We start from the raw sequence: 21,492 nt of genomic DNA, 5'->3' as shown, positions 1-21,492 counted from the left end.
TTATTCCTCCACGACTTCCATTCTATGGCTATACACACTATTTACATAGATCTCGTTTTCTTTTTCTTCATATCTGACCCAATAAGTTACATTTTCAAACTTTAATCTTGCAAGGTAATTGTATGTATCAGGATTAAAGAAACGCTCATTATTTCTTCTTGCATTGTCGATTACTTTTTCAATGTCGCTTACTAGGATATATCTTTCTTCCATTATATTCATAACATCATCAGGAATATTTAATTTAAAATTATAATGCTTCATTAAATCCATATCTTGCTCTTCACCCCATATTTCTTTAAGCAGCTTCATCTTTAATTTTGTTCTATTCTTATTCTTTTCAGATAATGTTGGTATTTTTTGAAGAGATGCATCATTCATTTCTTTTCCATAAATGATATCTAAAATATGGTAAGTCCTTTTATTTCCTCTAACAAGCGAATCCTTACACATCGCACAATAAACTAACATATCTTCATTGCTTTCATTTATACGGTCTTTTACAAATACTTCTGCCTGCGCTTTGTTTGCATAAGATACTAATCCACCATAACCACAGCATTTCGCTTTATCTTTTGTATACGCAAGTTCTTCTATCTTATAGCCTAAAGTTTTAACGATATTTCTGACACTTTCATGGATTTTAGGATTATGTCTAGTAGCACAAGCATCATGAATATTTAAAACACGTTTTCCTTTTTTAATATCAACTTCTGGTAAACCATACTTATCAAATATTTGCCATAATGAAACAGTTTCAATCATAGGTAAGTATTTCTCAAAAGTACTGGCACAACTGGAGCAGGCAAGAATAAGTGTTGGCTTATCCATCTCTTCCCATACACGCTTAATTTTATCAGCATTTTCTTGCATAAAATCCTGCCTTCCGGCCCAATCTGCAGGAGCCCCACAACATCCTAAATAAAGCCCCACATCTTTATCCGCATCATTTTCCTTTATTGTTCCAACTAAATGTTTATAAATATCACCAATATATTCTGAATGTGTTGCACTTAGTTGGCATCCCGGATAAAATAAATATCCAGTCTTACCTGAACCTTTGTATAGCCCTCTTGCATATTGTGAAAAGGCTATAACAGGATAATAAAATAATTCTTTTGACTGCTCCTTACTTGGTTGTTTTCTTACTAAAGAAAAATGCTCACTATTACTAAATGCCATATCCTTTAATGCAAAATCATGCGTAGACAATGGCATTTTGCCTCTTTGAACCATACTTTCTCTCGTTTCATGAATGATGTCCTGCATACCAATACCTACTGGACATTGCTCTTTACATAATCCACATTCTGTACAAGCGTTGATCATTTTATTTGCATAATGTGTTCCAAGTATAATGCGTTCATTATGATTGATCCTTCTAATATATGCATCAGGGGTTATATCAAACTTTTGCATATGACTGCAAGCCTTAATACATTCTATACATTGGCATTTCAAGCATCTTTTTGCTTCCTTAACAGCTTCTTCCTCAGAGTAGGCTTCTGTTTCTTTCTGTACCGGTTCTACTGATACGATATCATCCACTTTATAATCCAATAATGTTTCGTAAATTCCTTCTCGTTCTCTAGAAGCACCCATAGAACTCTTACTGATATATCTATCAATAGAAATAGCTGCTCTTCTGGCTGAACTTACCGAAAAAATAATCGAATCACTTTTATTATGAATTTTCCCACCTATAAATAATGGTAAATCATTTGCTTGAAATGTATTCGGGTCTATCTCATAGTTTTTTTTCCAATATCCCGTACCCAAATATACGGCATCAAATTTGTCCATATACTCCTGTAAATCATTTTGAAAAACTTCAGTATTATAATTTATTGTAATCCCCTTTTTTTCAATGCTTTGAAGTTCTTCTTCTATAATGCTTTTATCAAGTATTTCACCCTCATAATCCCAAATTCTTCCTCCTATACGGTTTGATTTTTCAAAAATAGTTACTTGATAACCTTTTTTATCAAGATCAATAGCTGTAACCATTCCACTTAATCCTCCACCGATCACTGCAACATTTCCTTTTTTCTTTGGTATAGAAAAGCTTTTTTTAGAGCGTATATATCCTAAGTCAATAACAACCTTTTCTAATTCACTAATATTGATACTGCCCCCAACATCTTTTCTAACACATACATTTTCACATGGATGATCACAAATCTTCCCAATGAGTCTGGCAAAAGGAATCTTATTTTCCATCAATTTATAAGCTTTTTTGAAATCCCCTTTCTCAATTTCAGACATGAATGCAATAACATCCATATGAACTGGACAGGATGCTACACATACTGGTGGTTCAGAATGAATGCATTTATTGCTGATAGCCAATAGTTTATCCAAATCCATTATTACATCCTCCCATAATAGCATTTAGATTCTCTTTCTTCTGATAGGAAAATAGGAATTGGGAATATGCTAATACCTATTAAGCTAAAAGCTTCATATCCCAATTCCTTTTTTAAACTTGATTATTTATGAATATACTTTATTTGTTTAACCCTGCAAGAATCTTTTCTGGACGAGCTGGTAAGTGAGTAACTCTAACACCACAAGCATTGTAGATCGCGTTAATAATAGCTGCATGTGGCGCAGCAAGAGGCATTTCACCAGCACCTGAAGCACCATATAAACTATTAGGTCTTGGCGTTTCAACATAAATTAAATCAATATGATCTGGAGCATCTTTTATTCGTGGAATTCCACAACCCGTTAGTGTAGTATGTTTCTTCAAATCTTCAAAGTCTTCAGTTAAAGCAAGCCCCACACCTTGAACAAGACCACCATATAACTGTCCATCAACAACAAGTTTATTAATAATTACACCGACATCAGCAGATAAAGTCATTTTTTTAACTTGCGTTTTACCAGTATTTAAGTCAACTTCAACTTCTGCTACTAAAACACCATACATATATGATGCAAATGGATTGCCTTGACCACCATCTGGCGGCGTATCCGTACATGGCGCTGTCCATTTACCCATATATTTTAATTCTGATCCTTCCGCTACCATTTCATCATAAGTTCTGTAAGTACCGTCTTCTTTTTGCATTGCTTTAAGCAAATTTCTACAAGCAACAACCGTCGCATTTCCTGTTACGACATTAGAACGGCTTCCACCAGCAGGTCCACTGTTAGGTGTTTTCGTCATATCATTCAAAACTAAATCAATTTGTTCAGGTTTAAGATTTAATGGTTTTAAAGCTTCATGTGCAAAGGTTAATGTACCAATATCAGCACCTTGACCATGGTCTTCCCAAGAGTTTCCAATCGTTACCCCATTCGGTGTAAGTTCTGCCCAAGCTTCAGAAGTATCGGGACCATCTAAACCACAACCATAAATATTAACTGAAACACCCACGCCATATTTCTTATCTTGCGTATTTTCATTTTTTTCTGCAGCAGTCTTTTTAGCTAATTCATACGCAGGGCGAACTTTATCAATTAATTCTTCTAAACAATATACATCTGGTTCACAACCTGATGGTGTTGTAGCGCCTTCTCTGTATACATTCTTATATCTGAATTCTAATGGATCCATCCCTACTTTTTCTGCTAACTCATCAATTAGTACTTCTGACGGGAACATAATTTGAGGTGCACCGTAACCACGGAACGCTGAACCCCAGCCATGGTTAGTACAAACTGTACGTCCATTTCCTCTGATGTTAGCGATATCATAACCAGCAGCACCAAATTGCATACCTCTTTGTGTTACTAAGTCACCAAATTCTGAATACGGACCATGGTCACAGCTCCAATCAGATTCAAGCGCTAAAATCTTTCCATCTTGATCAGCAGCCAATTTCATAGTTGTCCAGAATGGTGCTCTCTTACCCGTATATGTGATTTGTTGACGCATATTAAATTCAAGATATACAGGTCTTCCTGTAGCAAGTGTTGCAACACCTAATAAACCTTCCATTGTTGGGCTAAATTTATATCCAAATGTTCCACCTGTATTATTTTGTACAATAAATACATCCTCTGCTTTCATCCCCACACCTTCAGCAATCATCAATGCATGGAAATGAATCGCAATACTCTTAGAATGAATAATCAATTTTCCCTCTTCGTTTACATAAGAGAAGCCCACATCAGGTTCGATTGGTAAATGAGGTTGTCTTTGAACATAGAAATCATCTTCAACAACATATGGGGCATTTTCCATTATAGCCGCTGTTTCTTCCCCTTTTCTAACTTGATTTTCAAAGTAAACATTCGGCGTACCCGGATGAATTTCAATTGCATCTTCTGCCATCGCCTCTGGTGCACTCATATAAGCTGGTAGCACTTCTAATTCAACCTTAACTTTATCCACACCTTTATGAGCCGCTTTTTCATTTTCAGCTAATACAATAGCAATCGCATCACCATATTGGAATACTTTTTCATCACATAAAATCGGTCTATCTAAACCATCCCCTTTATTAGTCGGGAATGCCAAACCGTTAATTCTATTCGTTCCTTTAACGTCTTTATAAGTTAATACAGCATATACACCTGGAACTTTTTCAGCTTCAGAAGTATCGATCGATATGATATTCGCATGAGAAACTTCTGCTTGTACTAGTTTAGCATGAAGCGTATTTGAAGGAAGCTTTAGTCCTAAGTCTGCTCCAAAGTCCCATGTTCCTGTTACTTTCGCTAAAGCCGAAGGACGAATAAAGCTTGATCCAATCAAAGAAGCGCCTTCTGGCAATTGTTTCCAAATATCTTTTACTTCCACTTCTCCTCTAACTAATTTAGCTGCATCCATAACAGCATCAACTAATGGTTTGTACCCTGTACAACGGCAAAGATTTCTATTCTTTTGAAACCAATCTCTCACATCTTCTCTTGTAGGATTATTGTTTTGTTCCAAAAGAGCTTTTGCTGAAACAATAAATCCTGGTGTACAGAAACCACATTGTGCACCACCATGTACCATCCAAGTAACTTGAAGTGGATGAAGGTTATCTTTACTTCCTACACCTTCGATTGTAATGATTTTGGAATCTTCTTCAATTCTTTTCATTTTTGTAATACAAGATTTTACTACCTTGCCATTTAAAATGACCGCACAAGAACCACATTCTCCAATACCACAACCCACCTTAGTCCCTGTTAAACCAAGTTGCTTTCTTAAAACATCTGATAATTTCGCCTCCGGATCCACAACCAAAATTGTTTTTGTACCATTAATTGTTAACGTTTTCTTTACCATCGTATGACCCCCTTAAAATATTGTTTTCTATATGAAGTTTAATAAAGCCCACCTTTTCCAAACCCACAATTAGGAAATGTACATACTTTACAACTTGAACAAAATCCCCCATGGCCAAGTCGAATAATATCTTCTTTCGTTAGCTTTTCTCCTACAACTAATCTTGGTACTGTTAAATCAAAAATTGTTCTTTTCGAATACATCACACATCCTGGTAAACCTACAATCGGAATATTGTTTTTATATGCAAGCATAAACATAGCACCAGGAAGTGTAGGTGCCCCATACGATACAACACAAGCACCTGTTTTTCTAATTCCTAAAGGTGTTACATCATCAGGATCTACTGACATACCACCCGTACACGTTATAAATTCTGCTCCTTGATCTATTAATCGATGCACAGATTCTGCAATCATATCCGCATCATCATTTGCAAAAATTTGCCCGATGACTTCACATCCTAATTCATCAAATTTATTTTTTATTACAGGACCGAATTTATCCTCTATTCTTTTGTGATAAACCTCACTTCCTGTTGTTACAATGCCAACCTTAAACTTTCTAAATGGCAAAACTTGTACAATCGGATCATTCTCTTTGCATATTGCTTCCATTTCAACAATCTTTTGACTATCTGTTATCAGTGGAATAATTCTAGTTCCACCAACCGCTTCCCCACTTTCTATTAGAATATCCGTATGACGTGTTGCCATCATAATATCCTCGATACTATTTATTTTGAACAATGCTTTATAATTAATCTTTAACAAACCCCTATTTTTAGCTATGAAATTAACTTTACCTTCTGAAGGTTCTGTTAATTCAATTCCTAGACCGGCAGCTGCTGTAGCCATTCTAATAGCTGCATCATTTTCATGTATATCCCCTTCTTTAACCACAATAATCCCAATATGTTCTTTTCCCATTCTTAATAATCTTGGAATATCTTCTTTTTTAACAACATGTCCTCTTTTAAAAGCTGCACATTTAGATTTTCCTGGGATGATTTCAGTCATATCATGTGCCAAAATCATCCCTATGGCTTTCTCTACAGGTATCAATTCCATACATTATCCTCCTTTTAAACAATAGGCGCCTATAAAAAATTGTCTTATTATTGTACATTTATTATATTTTATTATGAAAATTTTGTCAACTGTAACGCATTCGAACACTTTTTCCGTCACTATATCTACAACCTCCTGCAATAAAGCGTATACATATGCTTTATTTTAGAACACCTAAAATATTACATATTATTTTATAATCACGGGCTGTCCCTTATATCATTTACTAATATGATCTTTTCATTTGATTGCGAAAATTTTATTACTTCATGCGTAAATCCACTTTTTGAAAATAATATATAATATTTATCTGCATAGTTTAATATACGCCCCTTCTCTATTAAAGAATTTACCACCCCCATGCCTAATAACTCATTTCTCCATTTGCATTCACCAATTATAGCCTTATCTTTATTTATTGCTAATATGTCTATTTCTTCTTGATGAGTTTGAAAATGAAAAGATATAAAGCTACAATGAATGAAGAATTTTTAAGTGAAATAGTATCAGGTATAAAATAACAACAGATAGCTGAGTTATCCCTCACAAGTGTAAGTTGGCATGTTAAATGTATAAAGGTTTATTTGCTATGCCTGTAAAGCCTTTGCTTTAGGTCACTTCTTAAGAAAAATAATCACATCACATATTCTAATGGTGCAATGCTATTTTTAAAAAACTTTGTGAAAAGTTATAGTTGAAATTATATTTCATGCGATTGCCCTGGATAGTTTTCTCGAATCTATTGTGGAATGAGTATTTTTACAAATATTTATTCGCCCAAAACCATAAAAAAAGATGCATAGTTTCCTATTCATCTTTTTTTCAAAGCTACGAATTTGTAGTTTTGGAATAAAGTTTGATCAAAATATTCTATGAAACCCTTGAATCTTCGTCAAACTTAAAGATGAATCTTAAAACAAAGTTTGATCATTATTCAATTGTTTAGAATTTATTAGATAATTATTTTTAAAACAAAGTTTGATCAAAATGTTCTACTTATCTTTCTCTTTCTTTCATTTTATCATAATTTTTATAACATTCTTGATTTTTCAAAATTTTTACCATCACAACAGATTAACTTATGTACGTTTTTTCATAGAATCATTACAGATACTGAGTTTTATTTTTAATATCCTCACCATAATAACTACTAAATATTTTTATCTTCAATTCCTTTTTTATTCTATACTTAAACATAAAGTAAATTAACCCAGTTTCTATAACTGGGTTAATTTTTCTTTAAACCAATTTGCAATTTTTTCTGCCATTAATGGTGGTACTGCATTCCCTATCTGTACAAAATTTGATGTTCTAGGACCTTCAAAATAATAATCATCTGGAAACGATTGAACTCTAGCTGCTTCTCTTACACTAATGGATCTATTTTGTATTATATCTGGATGAATATAATGATGACCATCTTTTGAAATATGTGCAACTACAGTATGTGAATATTGTTCATCCCCTGCAACAACTTTAAATCTGTCTAAAAATGAAGTTAAATTCTTATGATTTCTTAATTCTTCAGGCAAATCAGTATATTTAATCCTTTTCTTTTCTTTATCCCATTTAGTTACAGCAAGTTTATATATCTCTAAGTCTCGTTTAATATGAGGTCTAGCAATATGATGAGTAAGAATGTCATCTCTATCTCTAATATTACTTTCTAAAAGATATTTATTAGGATTCTCTCTATAATTAAATTTCTTATATGCTTTTCCTGCTTTTAATTTGGGAAGATCATTTAAAATATCATTGATCAAATAATTCATATTCTCAGGTCCAATATCTGGATAGTCAAAATCTAAATCTTTTCTCCAACCAATAATAATTACTCTTATTCTATTCTGCAGCACTCCAAATTGCTTTGCATTAAGTTTGCGTGCTTCAATATTATAACCTACTCTTTTCATATATGCTTGAAGGTTTTTAAAAATATTCCCATTAAAAGCTGTAAGTATCCCCGGAACATTTTCAAATACAAATGCTTTAGGTTTGTATCTATTTAAAAATCTTATATACAATTTATATAAATAATTTCTTGGATCATCTTCCATCTGGTTTTCATCTCTTGCTCTTCCTACTACTGAATAAGCTTGACATGGTGGTCCTCCAATTATAAGATCTATCTCATTATTATCCATAATATCTAATCTATTATCAATCATTTCAAATATTTGGGGTAGTGTTTTTTCTGAAATTTCTTCATTAATAATCGGTTCTATTATACCTTCTGGAATATAAGATAGTAACTTTTTTCTTTTTTCTTCTCTTTCATTATCTTTTTTATGATATGTCTTTTGGTATTGTTTATATAAATGCATCATATTATTATTTTTTAAATAATAATATGATGCTCTTGTTTCTAAAGTTTTACATGCGTAACTATTCATTTCAATATGCGCTATTGGTTCGAATTCTGCTCTTAAAAATCCTTCTGAAAGACCTCCTGCACCTGCAAATAAATCTAAAAAGTTCATATTCCTAGCCTCCTTGTATTACAGCATTCTATTTAGTTTATATAAAGCATACCAGGTTAGTTCATAATTGTAAATATTTTTATATCAAATTTATTGATAAAACCATATACTATATAAAAGCTGCCCTTTTATTAGGACAGCTTCTTTCTATAAATTTATAATTCCCACTCTTGATATATATGTAGAAAGCTTATGCTTTATTTCCGTTAATAGCAACTCCCTAAATGAAAAAAGTTTATCTGTTTGTATTAGATTATCATTACATTCATTTGTGATATAATGAAAATTGAATGCTATCTTGAAATTCTTTCCATCTATATTTAGTTCCGGTGTACAATATATATCTTCGGTATTATTAATATCACTAAAATAGAGATCTTCAATCATAATCCCAAATAGCACACGTACTCTTTTAAGTTTGTTCTGAGCATAGTCGCAAGAAGAAGATATATCTAATTTTACTAAGCTATTATGCTTTATATTTATCTTATTTTTATCTTTAAATACAAAACCACTTAGTTCTTTTAAAAGCTCAAAATCATCAACTTTATATATACTTCCCGGCTTCTTAATGTCACCAGACATTATTCTTTCACATAATAATTTGAAATTACTGTTTCCTAAAAAATTTAAATATTTATTATATAATTCTTTGCATACATATCTATCCTCTTCTTCATATCTTTCTATATCACTCATATACTTAAAGGTTTTATAGACCTCATTATCCTTTTTAACAATAAACTTTTTACTAGGCTTTGAAATTGAGTATACACTGTTGTTTACTTCTTTCATAATTGCTGGATCATTAATGAAATTAAATTTATCTTCGTCTATATGCCAATTTATTAGCTGATTCAATAATTCATCAGGTAGCATATGATTTAAAGATAATAAAGCATTAAGTATATATTCTTTAGGTGTTTCGCCTAAAGATTTCCCTGCATTAGCAGTAGCTAGATGCTGAATTAATGTTTTTATATTATTATCCCAAGTCCCATCTAGTTCCGAGAACTGTGCAATGCCATTGACCAAATTATTCACAGATGAATTGGCTAGATTTTCCCATATAAGTAAAATCGATAATGAATTAACTTCTTTTAATTTCTCATCTAAATTATGTATTAATTCTTCAAAAATATTTTCTTTGGTTTCAATTGTTTCTATAGTTTCATCTATTCCTAGATTTTGTAATGCTTCAAATATTTCTTTTTGAGTTTCTACTCCAACTTCACAATCTAGCGCAATAGCCATTTCATCATATATTCTATTTCTTTGATTAGTAACTTTTATGAAGTTACTTTTTTCCATATTGATGATTAAGTATGGTTGTGGAATGCTAGGTTGTTTTATAAGCTCTTTCTTAAATTCTTCTAAATACTCGTTATCATGTTTACTCCATACACATAATATATATGGTCCATTTTCATTACTAATTGCACTTTTTAACAATGTAAACAGATGAGTAATTATAGTTCGTGAATCAGTAACATATGAAAAACGCATATCCAGAATTACTAATCTAACTCCATTTAAAGGATATTCTGGCTTAGTATCTATATCTCCATTCCAGTATATCGAAGAAATCCCTTTAATTGCTAATGCTTGAATAATAGGAAGTGCTTCTTCATATCTATCATCTATTACAAATACTTTATTAAAGATATTCATCCCCTCTTTATTCCTCCTTAAACGAAAGAGCTATTATTGCTCCTTGTTTATATTCATCTGGTAACTGTACATCATCAAATTCTGGAAATAAAAGTTCTCCACCGTGTTGTTTCATTAACTCACTGCCTAAATGAAGCCCTAACCCCATCCCACTAGGTTTATCTGTTATAAACGGCCTTGTTGCAATATCTGTTGGTATCGTAAATCCTTTGCCATTATCAGCAATGATTATACTTATGTACCCTGGAATATCACGTGTAATATCAAAATATATTTTTTTAGTCGATACTTTAGAGTAATGAAGCCACCATATTGAATTATCTATAATGTTAATTATAGTGCTTGCAATAAGACTTTCATTACCTTTTACTTTAAAATCTATTTTACTACTCATATATTGTTTGTCAATCGAAACCTCATGTGCAGCTAATCTAAAATCTACCATGAATAGCGATTGGGTTATCATCTTTTTTAAGTCAAAATATTTTATCGTTTTAGACTTGACAACAGAAGCATATCCATCCGTTAAATTACCTAATCGCTTTACTAAAAGTTTTACATGCTCTGATGCACGCTCAGCAACAATAGCATGCTCAAGTTCAGAAATAATCTTATCAATTTCATGCAAAACTACACTCATACTTAATCCAGCGCTTGAGCTTTTTTGATAAACCTCTGTAATATGTTTATAATCCCTTTCAATGTTATCTAAACAACCAAAGATTTCTTTCTTTAGCTTTTCATCAGAAATCTTTTTTTCTACTTTTTCTTTAAGTACAGATACTTCCGCTATTACAGGTTCCGATTTGGAGGTAGCTCCATAATATTTTCTTAAATACTGCTTATCTTGGGCACGATCCCTTTCAAATTTTTCTACTGCAAAACAAACTGCCTTCCTAAAAAGATTATAGGGTTCATCTTCAATAAAACCTTCTCTATTGGTTTTCTCTTTTAAATCTGAACTAGCATTACGTTTTATATTAACGCTTCCTAATACCAAATTTGTACTTATTTTATCTCCAGGAGCTTTAACACGACTTGATCCTAATCCTAACCAGTCATTTTCTCCAGATGAATATATCCTAATATTATCACGATAAACAAATATTCCTCCATTAGTATTAAGATATCCTTTTAGCCCTTTTATATCTGTTACTCCCATCTTTAATATTGATGAATCTAAATCAAAACTTAATAATTCTATTTCAATATCTCCTATTTTATAATTATCTACATTTATAGGAATAGGTTCTTTTCTCATTTTTCCTTTTTCTGTTTTTACTTTAACGTCTTCTACCATATCAATTTCGGGAATTATATTATTTCTTTTATCAAGCTTGCTCATAGATTTCCAAGGTGTAAAATGATATTCATAATTTTTTATCTTATCTCCTGATAATGTCATATTAGCTTTAAATAAAGCATAATCTTTAATATCATCATATTCGATTAATCCTTTTAACCATCCTTCCTTGTCAATCCCAAACTTAACATTAAATGAATCTAATGCTCTGAATGGTGAGTTTAAAGAATTAATTGATCGATATAATTCTCTTACTTTTCCTCGAGTCCAAGAAGTTTTTAATTTTTCAATAATAATTTTAGTACCTGTAGAACTATTATTCAAAAATTTTTGTATAGGTTTACGTTCTATCACTTCAATCGGAACATCTGCTAGGTACTTACTCGAATTAAATATTGACCAATCAATTTGCAAATACACTTCATTTTCACCTTCTGCTCGAGTGATTAAAGTAATTTTATTCCCTAATTTATGTACACCGAATCTTCCTATCCCCTTTTCTCCCATTGGTAGCCTATTTAATTTACTACGTATATTCTTTTCTATCATATTCTTTAACTTTTTTTCTTTGTTATCTGTTCCTGGTTCCATCCAACAATTTTTTACGATATCTAGAGACATTCCATCTCCATTATCTTCTATAATTATTGTACCATTTAACGGATTATCTATATTTTGCATAGTAATTTCAACTTCTTTTGCATCTGCATCATAAGAATTTTTAATCAACTCTAGAACTGCAATACTCTCATCTTTTATGAGTTGTTCTCCTAATTGAGACATAAGCCTTGCTCTAGGTTTAAATGCTATAAATTCTTTCACTTGTACCCCCCCATAATCTTATTAGAAACTTACGAACCATTATTCTCATTATAAAAAATATGATATGTATACAACTTGAATACTAAATTTATCTGTAACAAGAATATATTTTTTAGTGTGAATATTTTTAAAATATCTAAGTTATAGTATAAACCTATACTTCAATCTAATTTATTACCTTATATTAGGCAAATTTTCATTAATTTCTCTCATACCGATTATTGCTCTTCATAATTATAACAAGATATTTCTATGCCTCGCCTTTTTATAATTAAACTTATTTTAAATTAGAATATCTTTGTAGCTTATTATATATATTCTGCTTTTTTTATCAAACTTCTGGTATCTAATATATATTATTCTATCAAGAGATATTACTATTTTTCGAGCATTACTTATTATACCAAATTTTCAAGTTTTTATCTTGTCGATTAATCCTAATGTTACTAGAAAATATGCGTTTTGCCAATCAATATTATTTCCATAATATAACAATATTTTTAATAAAGATCTATTCTATCTTTTTACTTCTGCTAAATTGGTTTTTTGTTAATTTAAATATTTCTACAAAGCATTCTAAATTTCCTTCTATTTTGACATTATCTATATTTTCATACTCTAAAAACACAAACTATATATAATTCTCCTTTGCTGCCACAAAAACACAGATAAAATGTTTCCTTTTCTTTTACGTTTTTATGCAAATTTCTACACTTTATTTTGCATAACTTTTTATATGAACTTTAATTATCCCTAAATATTTTTTCATATGTATAATCACACTTATCATATATACTACTTTTATCAGACTTATGCCTGATTCTATTTGAAAATACACCTTGTCCTTCTAATCTCTTCAAACCCTGTGAATCCCAAGTACCATTTTTATTCACTAGCCCAAGAGTTACTTTTAAATATAGATTTCCCCAATTAATTGCTTTCACTGCATATAATAATAGTATAGATAAAGACCTTTCTTCTCTTTCTACTTCTATCAAACTAACTTCTTTTCCATTATTCATCGTTATTTTTCCCACCACATATTGTCTCTTGTTTTCTCCATCATGAAGCTTTGAAAATTTCTTACCCTTCTTTCCTTCAGGTAAATCCTTTATCACAAGCTGGACATCTTTAATATTGGGTTTATTCTTTAATAGCTTCATTATCTCAATAAATTCTTCTAGCTCCCCTTGTATACTTACATCTTCTACGTTTTTATATTCTATCCCCTTAGCTTTATCCATTCCCCCAGTATCTGCTGTGGTTCTTAAAGCTTCATTTTCGATTTCATAAAGCTTAGTTTTTTCATCTTCTTCATCTCTTACATAGCTTTCTCCACTTCTTATTCTATTGATCTTGCTATTCTTAGTGTAAATATGCTTTATATTAGATGTATCAACAAAATCTGACTCCGAATTTTTCGCTCCATCTACTTTAGGATCTAATTTCTTATCATCAGTTTCCTTTAATAGCCTGTATTTTCTTTTTTTAGGTTGATTAATTTTCCTTATATTCTTAAGATACCTTGAGCTTATGAATATTTCTTCTGCATTGATTTCTTTTTCTCTAAATTCTATAACTTCTAGAATTCTTATGATATGCTTCTTATTTCTTATTCTCGCTTTAACATTAAAGTGATGAAATAAAAAATCAAAGCTTATATTTTCCTTTAACCATAGATTCTTCCCTACTTGATTAAACATTTTAATTATGCTCTCATTGGTTATGATCCAAGCTAAATGCTTCACATATTCTGTATTTAATAGCTTTTCCTCATATTCATCGAAAAAATTTATATGTAAATTCTTTTGTTTATCATAGCTATAAATAAAGTATTTATCAAGAGAATCGAGTTCAACAATCCTATTGAGTAAAAATCTATTCGTAGCAATAATAGCTCTTATAATTTCTAATGCAGGAATTCTATATTCAACCTTATCTTTGTATCCCACAAATACTTTTGTGGGAATTTCTTTTTTGCTTCCTTCAGCTTCTATTTCTAAAAAATCTTCTATCATTTCGAATACAATACTACTTAAATCTAAATCAACAATAGTAGCATTCTTCCTAATCTCACTATTGTTGATATTTCCATCCTTATAATATCTCCCAAAGGCTAAAAAATGGATAGTTGCCCAATCAAAAGTCATTTTTTTAATTTCCTTGTGTCCTTTAAAATATGCATCTAGCATCCATTTATTGTTGAGCTTATAGGGCTTATCCACCCAATATAGCTTAACCTTTTCTCCTAGCTGAAAAGGCCAATCCTTCACAATTATATTTTCTTTACTGCTGATCTTTATCCCCCCCTATTTATGTACACTTCTAAGCTGTCCTTGATTTTATTAAAAGCCTTCGTTCTAATTCCTGCTAACCTTTGAATTTCCCATAATCTAATAGGCTCTCCCTTAGCTATTTTTTCATCTATTATTCTCTTGGATCTTCTTATTTGAAAGTCCGTTACGCTTTCCAAAATACTATATAAAAATTCCTTTGTTTGTGGTAACTTATCCAAATAATTTTCGAGAGTAGGAAGAATTCCTAACACTTTTCCTATACTAGATTTTGTGATTCTTACAGACTTTTCGCTTTCTAACAACTTCTTATAGGCTTCTTTTATTCCTTCTACTATTTCTGTATCTCTTATATCCCAAGCTACTCTTTGATCACTTTTACAATCAATCTCCTGCTTATCCATATTCTCTGGAAGATTTAAAAAAAGCCATTCTTTTTCATGACAATATAGATAAGAGTACTCCTTCTGACATAGCTTTCTAATTTGCGTCCTTGAAAGACTAGGCTGCTCTCTTATAGTATTTATAATTTTATCCTTATAGGCTTGTATATCAATTTGTCTACCCTGATTTTCATTATCCATTACTTCCTTTACAATTGTTTTAGAGCCTTGAAAATAGTTAAGCCCTAATTTTTCGTCAAATTTTTTTATTGTTTTAGGATCACACTTCATTAATCTAGCCAATTCTCTTAATCCATACTTTTCTTCTTTTAAGTATGCTTTCAGCTTATTTTCCCATACATGTCCAAAGGCTTTGATTCTTCCTATCCTGTATCGATCTTCTTTAAATTGATCTGGTCCTTTTCTAGAGTAAACAAAGCCACAAACACAGGAGAAGGTTCCTACTGGAAGTCTAGTTTTATAATCAGAGGTTATTTTTATATTTTTAATAATATCCTTTTTATAGTGCTCTGCAACAGGATTTAAGCATGGCCAAGAACCTTGTCTAAAAGGGAAATAAAAATCTATTTTTGGCTTGAAAAAGTACTTAATATCCTCAGTTAAGAAATTGATAAAAAGTATATGTCTGATAGGATGTACTGTTCTTTTGCTGTTTCTTGAAATGACCTTTAGCCAATTATATTCATCATCCTTATCTATATCAGATTCAAGATTCTTTAAGAGCTGCTTTCCATAAAACCAAACAAATGCATCGTATAGCTTCTTTTGTTGTATTGTCTTATTGACCGATAAAAATCCTTTTTCATAAAGAAGCTCTCTATACTTCTTTGCTACAATCTCTTTGTCAAATGCTGATAAATCGTTGTCTAGTAAGTAACGTGCAGCTTGAGCTATTTTTACTAATTCTTTATCTATAGCTTTTCTTTCGTTGCTTTCTGTATCAAGCTCTAGTAATTTTTCATCTAGCCTTATAAAGGCCACTCTACTTGCTCTTGTTTTATCTATTTTGTATTTCTTCAGCTTTGCTTCATGCATAGGGCAAACAAATACACCTTGAAACTGATGTATTCTGTGAATATATGCTTCCCCATATTCTTTTATCTCTTTTTTTGAGCATAGTGGACAATAGTATATACCTTCCTTTTTGCATATACTTCCTGCTATCATTCCAAGTCTTGTATAAATACCTTGCCCATCCTCATATTTCATCGTATTTATTAAAGTATTTTTTCTTTCCTGCGGTAAAAATGGAGCATAAAAAGGAAAAAGTGTATGGTTTTTAATAAGATAATCTAACGTATATTTTTTACCTAGCTGCTTTGCTAAATGCTCTAGGTTGCATGGTAAATACAAGCTTGGGATAACACTATCCTTGCCAAATAATTCTCTTAATGTATCCTTGTAATCAATATTTCCTATATAGTAGTGATACCTAGCTATAGCTCCATATAGTAGTTCATCTTCATGGGGATCGGTGAAAAAGGTAAGCATTTTTTATTCCGCCTTCATAAACTCCTTTACAGGATCTTTAATATATCCTTTTTGCTTGAGTAGTTCATAGGCATGTACCTTTTTTTGCTTTGCAATTTTTAATATTTTTCTCAAATCCTTTTCTTCATAGGGTACATCCTTACGGATATTTTTCCCTATTTTCTTTTTTTCATTAGAATTGATTGCTTTTTTTACGACTTCTGCTTTTATTACATTGAAATCATCATCTACTCCAAATTTTTGAACTGTTCTTTTCACCAAATCCCCTATTTCCTTTTCAGTAAGCTCATCAAATATCCCTAATGTAGAAACTTCCACGATTAAGTTTTCTACTATGTTATTTCTTTTCATTTCAAAATATTTTTCTTGATGCTTTGCCATTTCCTTAATCTTTCCTGCTAAATCTATATCTCTTTTATGACTAAAGGAAATATCATCTAAATTTATAGCTATGTCCTCATAGTTGTTAATTTGTTGCCTATTATTGCTTCTAAGTGCCTTGATCATTGGCTGAATCATGTGTAAATCTTCCTTTGAAGCTTTTTTGATAATTGCCTTTGTTAACTTTTCCTTATCTGTATTCAAGGCTCTTTCCTGTGCTAGAATAAATAAATTCACTGCTACAGAAGTAATCCCCTGACACTGATCATAGAAGAAATCCTTCATCTCCTTTGTAATCTCTGTTTTTCCCTTGAGCCATTGAAACTCCCAAAGTGTTTCAACGAAAAAATCCCATTCATCACTTTCTCCACTCATACGATCCCATATAATATTCCCTTCACTTCCAGCCCTTCTAGCCTGTCTGAAATCCTTTTTAAATACTTTAAGAGCTTTAAAGGTTCCTATTAGTACTGTTGGTATTCCTACTGTGTTCGTTAAGGTTACAAAGAAATTTAGCATTTCTTCTGGATCATTCTTAGCATTTATTAAATGTTGAATTTCATCTATAACTAAAACGCCAATTCCATATATATTGGCAAGTGATGTCATGTGAAGCATCATAGAAGAAGTGATCCGATTTAAATACCCATACTTTTCAAGATATCGAGTACCAAGTAAATCATCTATAGCCTTAAAAAAGCTTTTACAAAGGGTTGATAGGCTTCCGTCATAGGGACAATCAATCTTCAACCAAACAATTTGTGTCCTACTCAATAGCTTTCCCTTATACTCTTCATGCTTAATGATTTGAGGATACATCAACAGCAACCTTTCTATTGCTGTAGTTTTCCCGATTCCAGATATACCAATGATAGATAGAGAATCTGCTGTAGAGCGTATATGCTCCATATTTGATATTAATGCTTCTTCTCTTTCTTCCTTTTTTTCAGAGCGCACTTCATTTAATATCTTTAATCTTTCAAAATAACTTCTATCTAAAGGGTTTCTTGCTAAATACCCTCTTCTAATCATTGAAGATAGCTTACCTTCTATTACAAAATGATCTGGCAGTGGCTGTATGAAATTTTTAAGTCTTTTAATCATGTGAAATCTTAGATTTTTACTTTTAAACCTTTCATTTTCCTGAAGAATTGGATACCTTGTAAATTGATCTATAACCTTTTCCTCTTTAAAAATTGCAGGTAATGCTTCTATATACGGATTATCGGCATAATCAATGAGTTCTTGCTCTTTGTATTCTGCAAGCTCTATTCTTCCCTTAAGTAAAGGAGTCCTTTTACTTCTTTCCAAGCTTCTCATCCCTTTTTCTTTTAATTTTTTCCATCAAGGTTAATCGTCTTATATCCTTTTCTTCCTCGTCCTCTTCTACAGCTTCTTTATTAAAGGCTTTTACTATACCTTCCTTTTCATCTCTGCCGATTTCAAATGCTTCCTTTTTCCTGTTGATTTCTTTTTCTAAAGTTCTATTTTCTTTTATTCCTTTAAGCTTCTTTGACTTAGAATTAGTCTCTACAATAGTATCTTTCTTTTCTTTATTTGCCTTTTTTACAAGGTCTTCTATTTCCTTATCTAAATCTATATTTAATTGGTTTTGTTTATCCTTTTCCCATTCTATAAGCTCTTCCTTTAATTCTTCTTGAAATATGATTTCTTCTAGTCTACAATCCTTATATTGAAGGCTTTTCTCTAAAAGATGACATACTTCATAGCCTTTTCCGTCTTCATGAAGAATATATATATCATTCATATTTCTAGGGTCATATACAACATCAACCCATCTCTGCTTAGCTTTTACAAACCATTGCTCTTCAATGGCTTTTTGAGAGCTATAAAATAGCTTCTTAAACTTTAATCCTGCTCGTGATATGCTTGCTTTACCCCTTGGTAGGAGATTTAGCTTCATAATATCTCTATCTATGACTCTTAATCTTCCTTTTTTATTTTTAATTCCCCAATCCCATAAATTGATTGGAGTTGGAGTTAATTCATCAGAAATCATTTCTTTATCCATATTGTAATTCGTAATAATCTTATGATTATGATGCAGTACCATCTTTATAAGTATTTGAGTAAATTCTTCTAGTGTTAGTGTTGCATCTAATCTATAGTCTCGATCTCCTCTTTCCCTAAACTCCTTTTGTATTGCCCCTGGTGTTTTATGCTTGAGCTTTTCATTAACTGTTCTAAAGCTTCTCTCAACAATTCCCTTCAAATCACCTCTATACGGTGGTGTATTTTCTATTTTAATATTTAAATTGTTTATTAAATTTTCAACAGAATAGCCTTCAAATTCCCCTCTATCAGCTATGATTATTTCTGGTAGATGCTTGCATGTCCATTGTTCCTTTGTAATATGAATATCATATTCTTTACAAAATTCTACCTTATCTGCTATCATATTATCTAATGTCATCATAGCACCCATCCAAGATGGTCCTTCTAATCCTGTATATATCCCTGTAACTAATCTAGAATACACATCGATTACCATATATACTATAGGTCTACCTATAATCCTATTTCTATTTAAAGAGCTTACTATATATATATCTGCTACTGTAGCATCTATCTGAAATCTAGTCCCTGGTCCATCCGTTTCCATAGCAGTAGTTCCTAATATAGGTCTATGCTTTAATTCATATTCCTTTTTGCTCCCCCTAAAAATTATATCCTTTTGTATATCCTCATAATTTTTGAACCAATAGTAAAATTGTCTATAGGAAGGAATCCTTGCTTTGCTCCATACGTTATATTTAATTTCTCCATTCTCTACATATCTGTCTGAAAAAAATTCCTTCAGCATAGAATTATATGCAGCTTTTATAGTAGGTTTTTCCTTCTTTCTATAAAATTTATCTATCGATAAGTTTATAATTTTCTTTATGTCCTCTGTTATATTTATTCCTTCTTGTACTTCTCCTATGTAATCTACTTTCTTAGGTCTTCCAACCTTCTTACTTTTTAAATTTCTTTCTTTCCCCTTTGCTCCTGAATTTTTATAATCAGGTAATAAAGCGTTTTTAGTCATTCCTCTTTCCCAAAACCTATTAAAGATTCTTTTGATGCTAACTCTAGAGGTGTTTTCTTTATCTGCTATCTCTTTAAATAACTTTTCTCTTCCCTTTTTTTCTAGAAAAGCTTCTTTGTCACTGTCCCAATATTTTTTTATGATTTCCCATTGTTGATCTCTCTTATATCTTGCATTTTCTGATAGATCCTTTTCATCAATGTTATTAAGAAATGGATCAGCAATTTTAATAAGTACTCCAGTTGCAATTTCTTCTTCTAATTTGTCTATGAGTTCTTTTTTTGGCATGCACATGGTCATGCCCATTATTACATAGTATAAATACATGCTTTCATGATCAATATATAATATCCTTAGCTTTTCTCCATTTTCTTTATTAGTATATTGGAGTGTCATATTCTCTAGGATCATGATATGTTCATCTCCTTATTTAGCTCTTCCCTTGATAACTCAACCTTCATCACTTTGTTTATATCCAAAGGCTGAGACAAGTCTATCTTTAATATTTTTCTTATGAGCAAATGCTTAAATATAGATATTCCTGTCCCTGCTGCTAAAAATAAATCCTTATCAAACTGACTTGAAATGCTTCTTATACTTTCCTTGCTATCTATAACTCTTCTAATATATTCAACAAGTATATCTCCTATATACTCTTTATCTAGCTCTTTTAGGGAATCTATTTCATCAATATGATAATAGCTGTATATATAGCTTATATTCTTAGCGATGGTATTATTAATTTCTTTTTCTGTAACAATCCCCCAATCAATCCCTTGCTTTTCCCAATATCGTCTTTCAATCTCAAATTTTTCTATAACCCTTTCATTCATTAGCTGTTCTGATGGCTTTATTGTTCTTGCCATATCTATGTTTTTGCCATCTAGTCTTTGGGTTACTAAAAAATCTGTAGTCATCACTATATATTCATTTGTCTTTGGATCAGTAGGATGCTTGATACCTAGTTCATCAGCAATTAGGATTGTTTCTTCTACTGGTAGTAAAGGAAATTGCTCTCTTATGTCTATTATTTCATCTGCAAAATCTAAAATATAAAAATAATTTTTTTCTAAATCTGACAAAAAATCATATTGTCTATTAATTTTGATTCCTACTAACCTACTTTCTCTTCCTGCCGAAGGGACATCTTGAATTAAAAGCCATGGTTTATACGCTTCTTCTATACCTTGTCCTCGCCCTTTTTTGATAAGCCTTTCTATTCTTTCTCTGTTTATATATCTTTTTCTTTTACTCATAAAGCAAAATCACCTCTTTGTATTTATTCTAACACAAAGGGGTG

At 31.3% G+C, this 21,492-nt stretch carries 12 protein-coding genes; all 12 read right to left on the bottom strand.

Going from position 1 to position 21,492, the window contains the following annotated elements; all coding sequences use genetic code 11:
• The 12 genes from EV214_RS12965 to EV214_RS12910 all read right to left on the bottom strand — a co-directional run bounded on the left by EV214_RS12965 (nucleotide 1) and on the right by EV214_RS12910 (nucleotide 21,448).
• Complete coding sequence (locus EV214_RS12965) at nucleotides 1-2,367, bottom strand: pyridine nucleotide-disulfide oxidoreductase/dicluster-binding protein (RefSeq protein WP_132246443.1); 2,367 nt, start codon at nucleotides 2,365-2,367, stop codon at nucleotides 1-3.
• A gap of 139 nt (nucleotides 2,368-2,506) precedes the next feature.
• Nucleotides 2,507-5,227: a molybdopterin-dependent aldehyde oxidoreductase gene (locus EV214_RS12960; RefSeq protein WP_132246441.1), complete on the bottom strand. Its 2,721-nt coding sequence runs from the start codon at nucleotides 5,225-5,227 to the stop codon at nucleotides 2,507-2,509.
• 38 nt (nucleotides 5,228-5,265) lie between these two features.
• Entirely contained in the window at nucleotides 5,266-6,297 is a 1,032-nt protein-coding gene (locus EV214_RS12955) for a molybdopterin-binding protein (RefSeq protein WP_132246439.1), read from the bottom strand.
• Between the two features lie 200 nt (nucleotides 6,298-6,497).
• The gene (locus EV214_RS19725; protein WP_408631310.1) at nucleotides 6,498-6,764 is read right to left on the bottom strand and encodes a DUF234 domain-containing protein; all 267 of its coding nucleotides are present in this window, start codon (nucleotides 6,762-6,764) and stop codon (nucleotides 6,498-6,500) included.
• A gap of 750 nt (nucleotides 6,765-7,514) precedes the next feature.
• On the bottom strand, nucleotides 7,515-8,777 hold the full coding sequence (locus EV214_RS12945; RefSeq protein ID WP_132246438.1) for a DNA cytosine methyltransferase: 1,263 nt from the start codon (nucleotides 8,775-8,777) through the stop codon (nucleotides 7,515-7,517).
• Nucleotides 8,778-8,924: 147 nt separating this feature from the next.
• A complete protein-coding gene (locus tag EV214_RS12940; protein ID WP_132246436.1) occupies nucleotides 8,925-10,448 on the bottom strand; it encodes a hypothetical protein in 1,524 nt (507 codons plus the stop codon).
• A gap of 7 nt (nucleotides 10,449-10,455) precedes the next feature.
• Complete coding sequence (locus EV214_RS12935) at nucleotides 10,456-12,573, bottom strand: ATP-binding protein (RefSeq protein ID WP_132246434.1); 2,118 nt, start codon at nucleotides 12,571-12,573, stop codon at nucleotides 10,456-10,458.
• A gap of 743 nt (nucleotides 12,574-13,316) precedes the next feature.
• A complete protein-coding gene (locus EV214_RS12930; protein WP_132246432.1) occupies nucleotides 13,317-14,846 on the bottom strand; it encodes a Tn7-like element transposition protein TnsE in 1,530 nt (509 codons plus the stop codon).
• A gap of 26 nt (nucleotides 14,847-14,872) precedes the next feature.
• Nucleotides 14,873-16,762, bottom strand: a complete 1,890-nt coding sequence (locus EV214_RS12925) for a TnsD family Tn7-like transposition protein (RefSeq protein ID WP_132246430.1) — start codon at nucleotides 16,760-16,762, stop codon at nucleotides 14,873-14,875.
• A 3-nt stretch (nucleotides 16,763-16,765) separates the two neighbouring features.
• A complete protein-coding gene (locus EV214_RS12920; RefSeq protein ID WP_330571313.1) occupies nucleotides 16,766-18,454 on the bottom strand; it encodes an ATP-binding protein in 1,689 nt (562 codons plus the stop codon).
• Complete coding sequence (locus EV214_RS12915) at nucleotides 18,441-20,603, bottom strand: Mu transposase C-terminal domain-containing protein (protein ID WP_132246426.1); 2,163 nt, start codon at nucleotides 20,601-20,603, stop codon at nucleotides 18,441-18,443. The genes EV214_RS12920 and EV214_RS12915 overlap by 14 nt, the downstream gene beginning before the upstream one ends.
• Entirely contained in the window at nucleotides 20,600-21,448 is an 849-nt protein-coding gene (locus EV214_RS12910) for a TnsA endonuclease N-terminal domain-containing protein (RefSeq protein WP_132246424.1), read from the bottom strand. Before EV214_RS12910 ends, EV214_RS12915 begins: the two co-directional genes overlap by 4 nt.
• Between the last annotated feature and the right edge of the window lie 44 nt (nucleotides 21,449-21,492).

It is taken from the genome of Marinisporobacter balticus (assembly GCF_004345705.1).
In the GTDB taxonomy this organism is placed as follows: Bacteria; Bacillota; Clostridia; order Peptostreptococcales; family Thermotaleaceae; genus Marinisporobacter; species Marinisporobacter balticus.
This window is presented reverse-complemented; position numbering and strand designations above follow the sequence as displayed.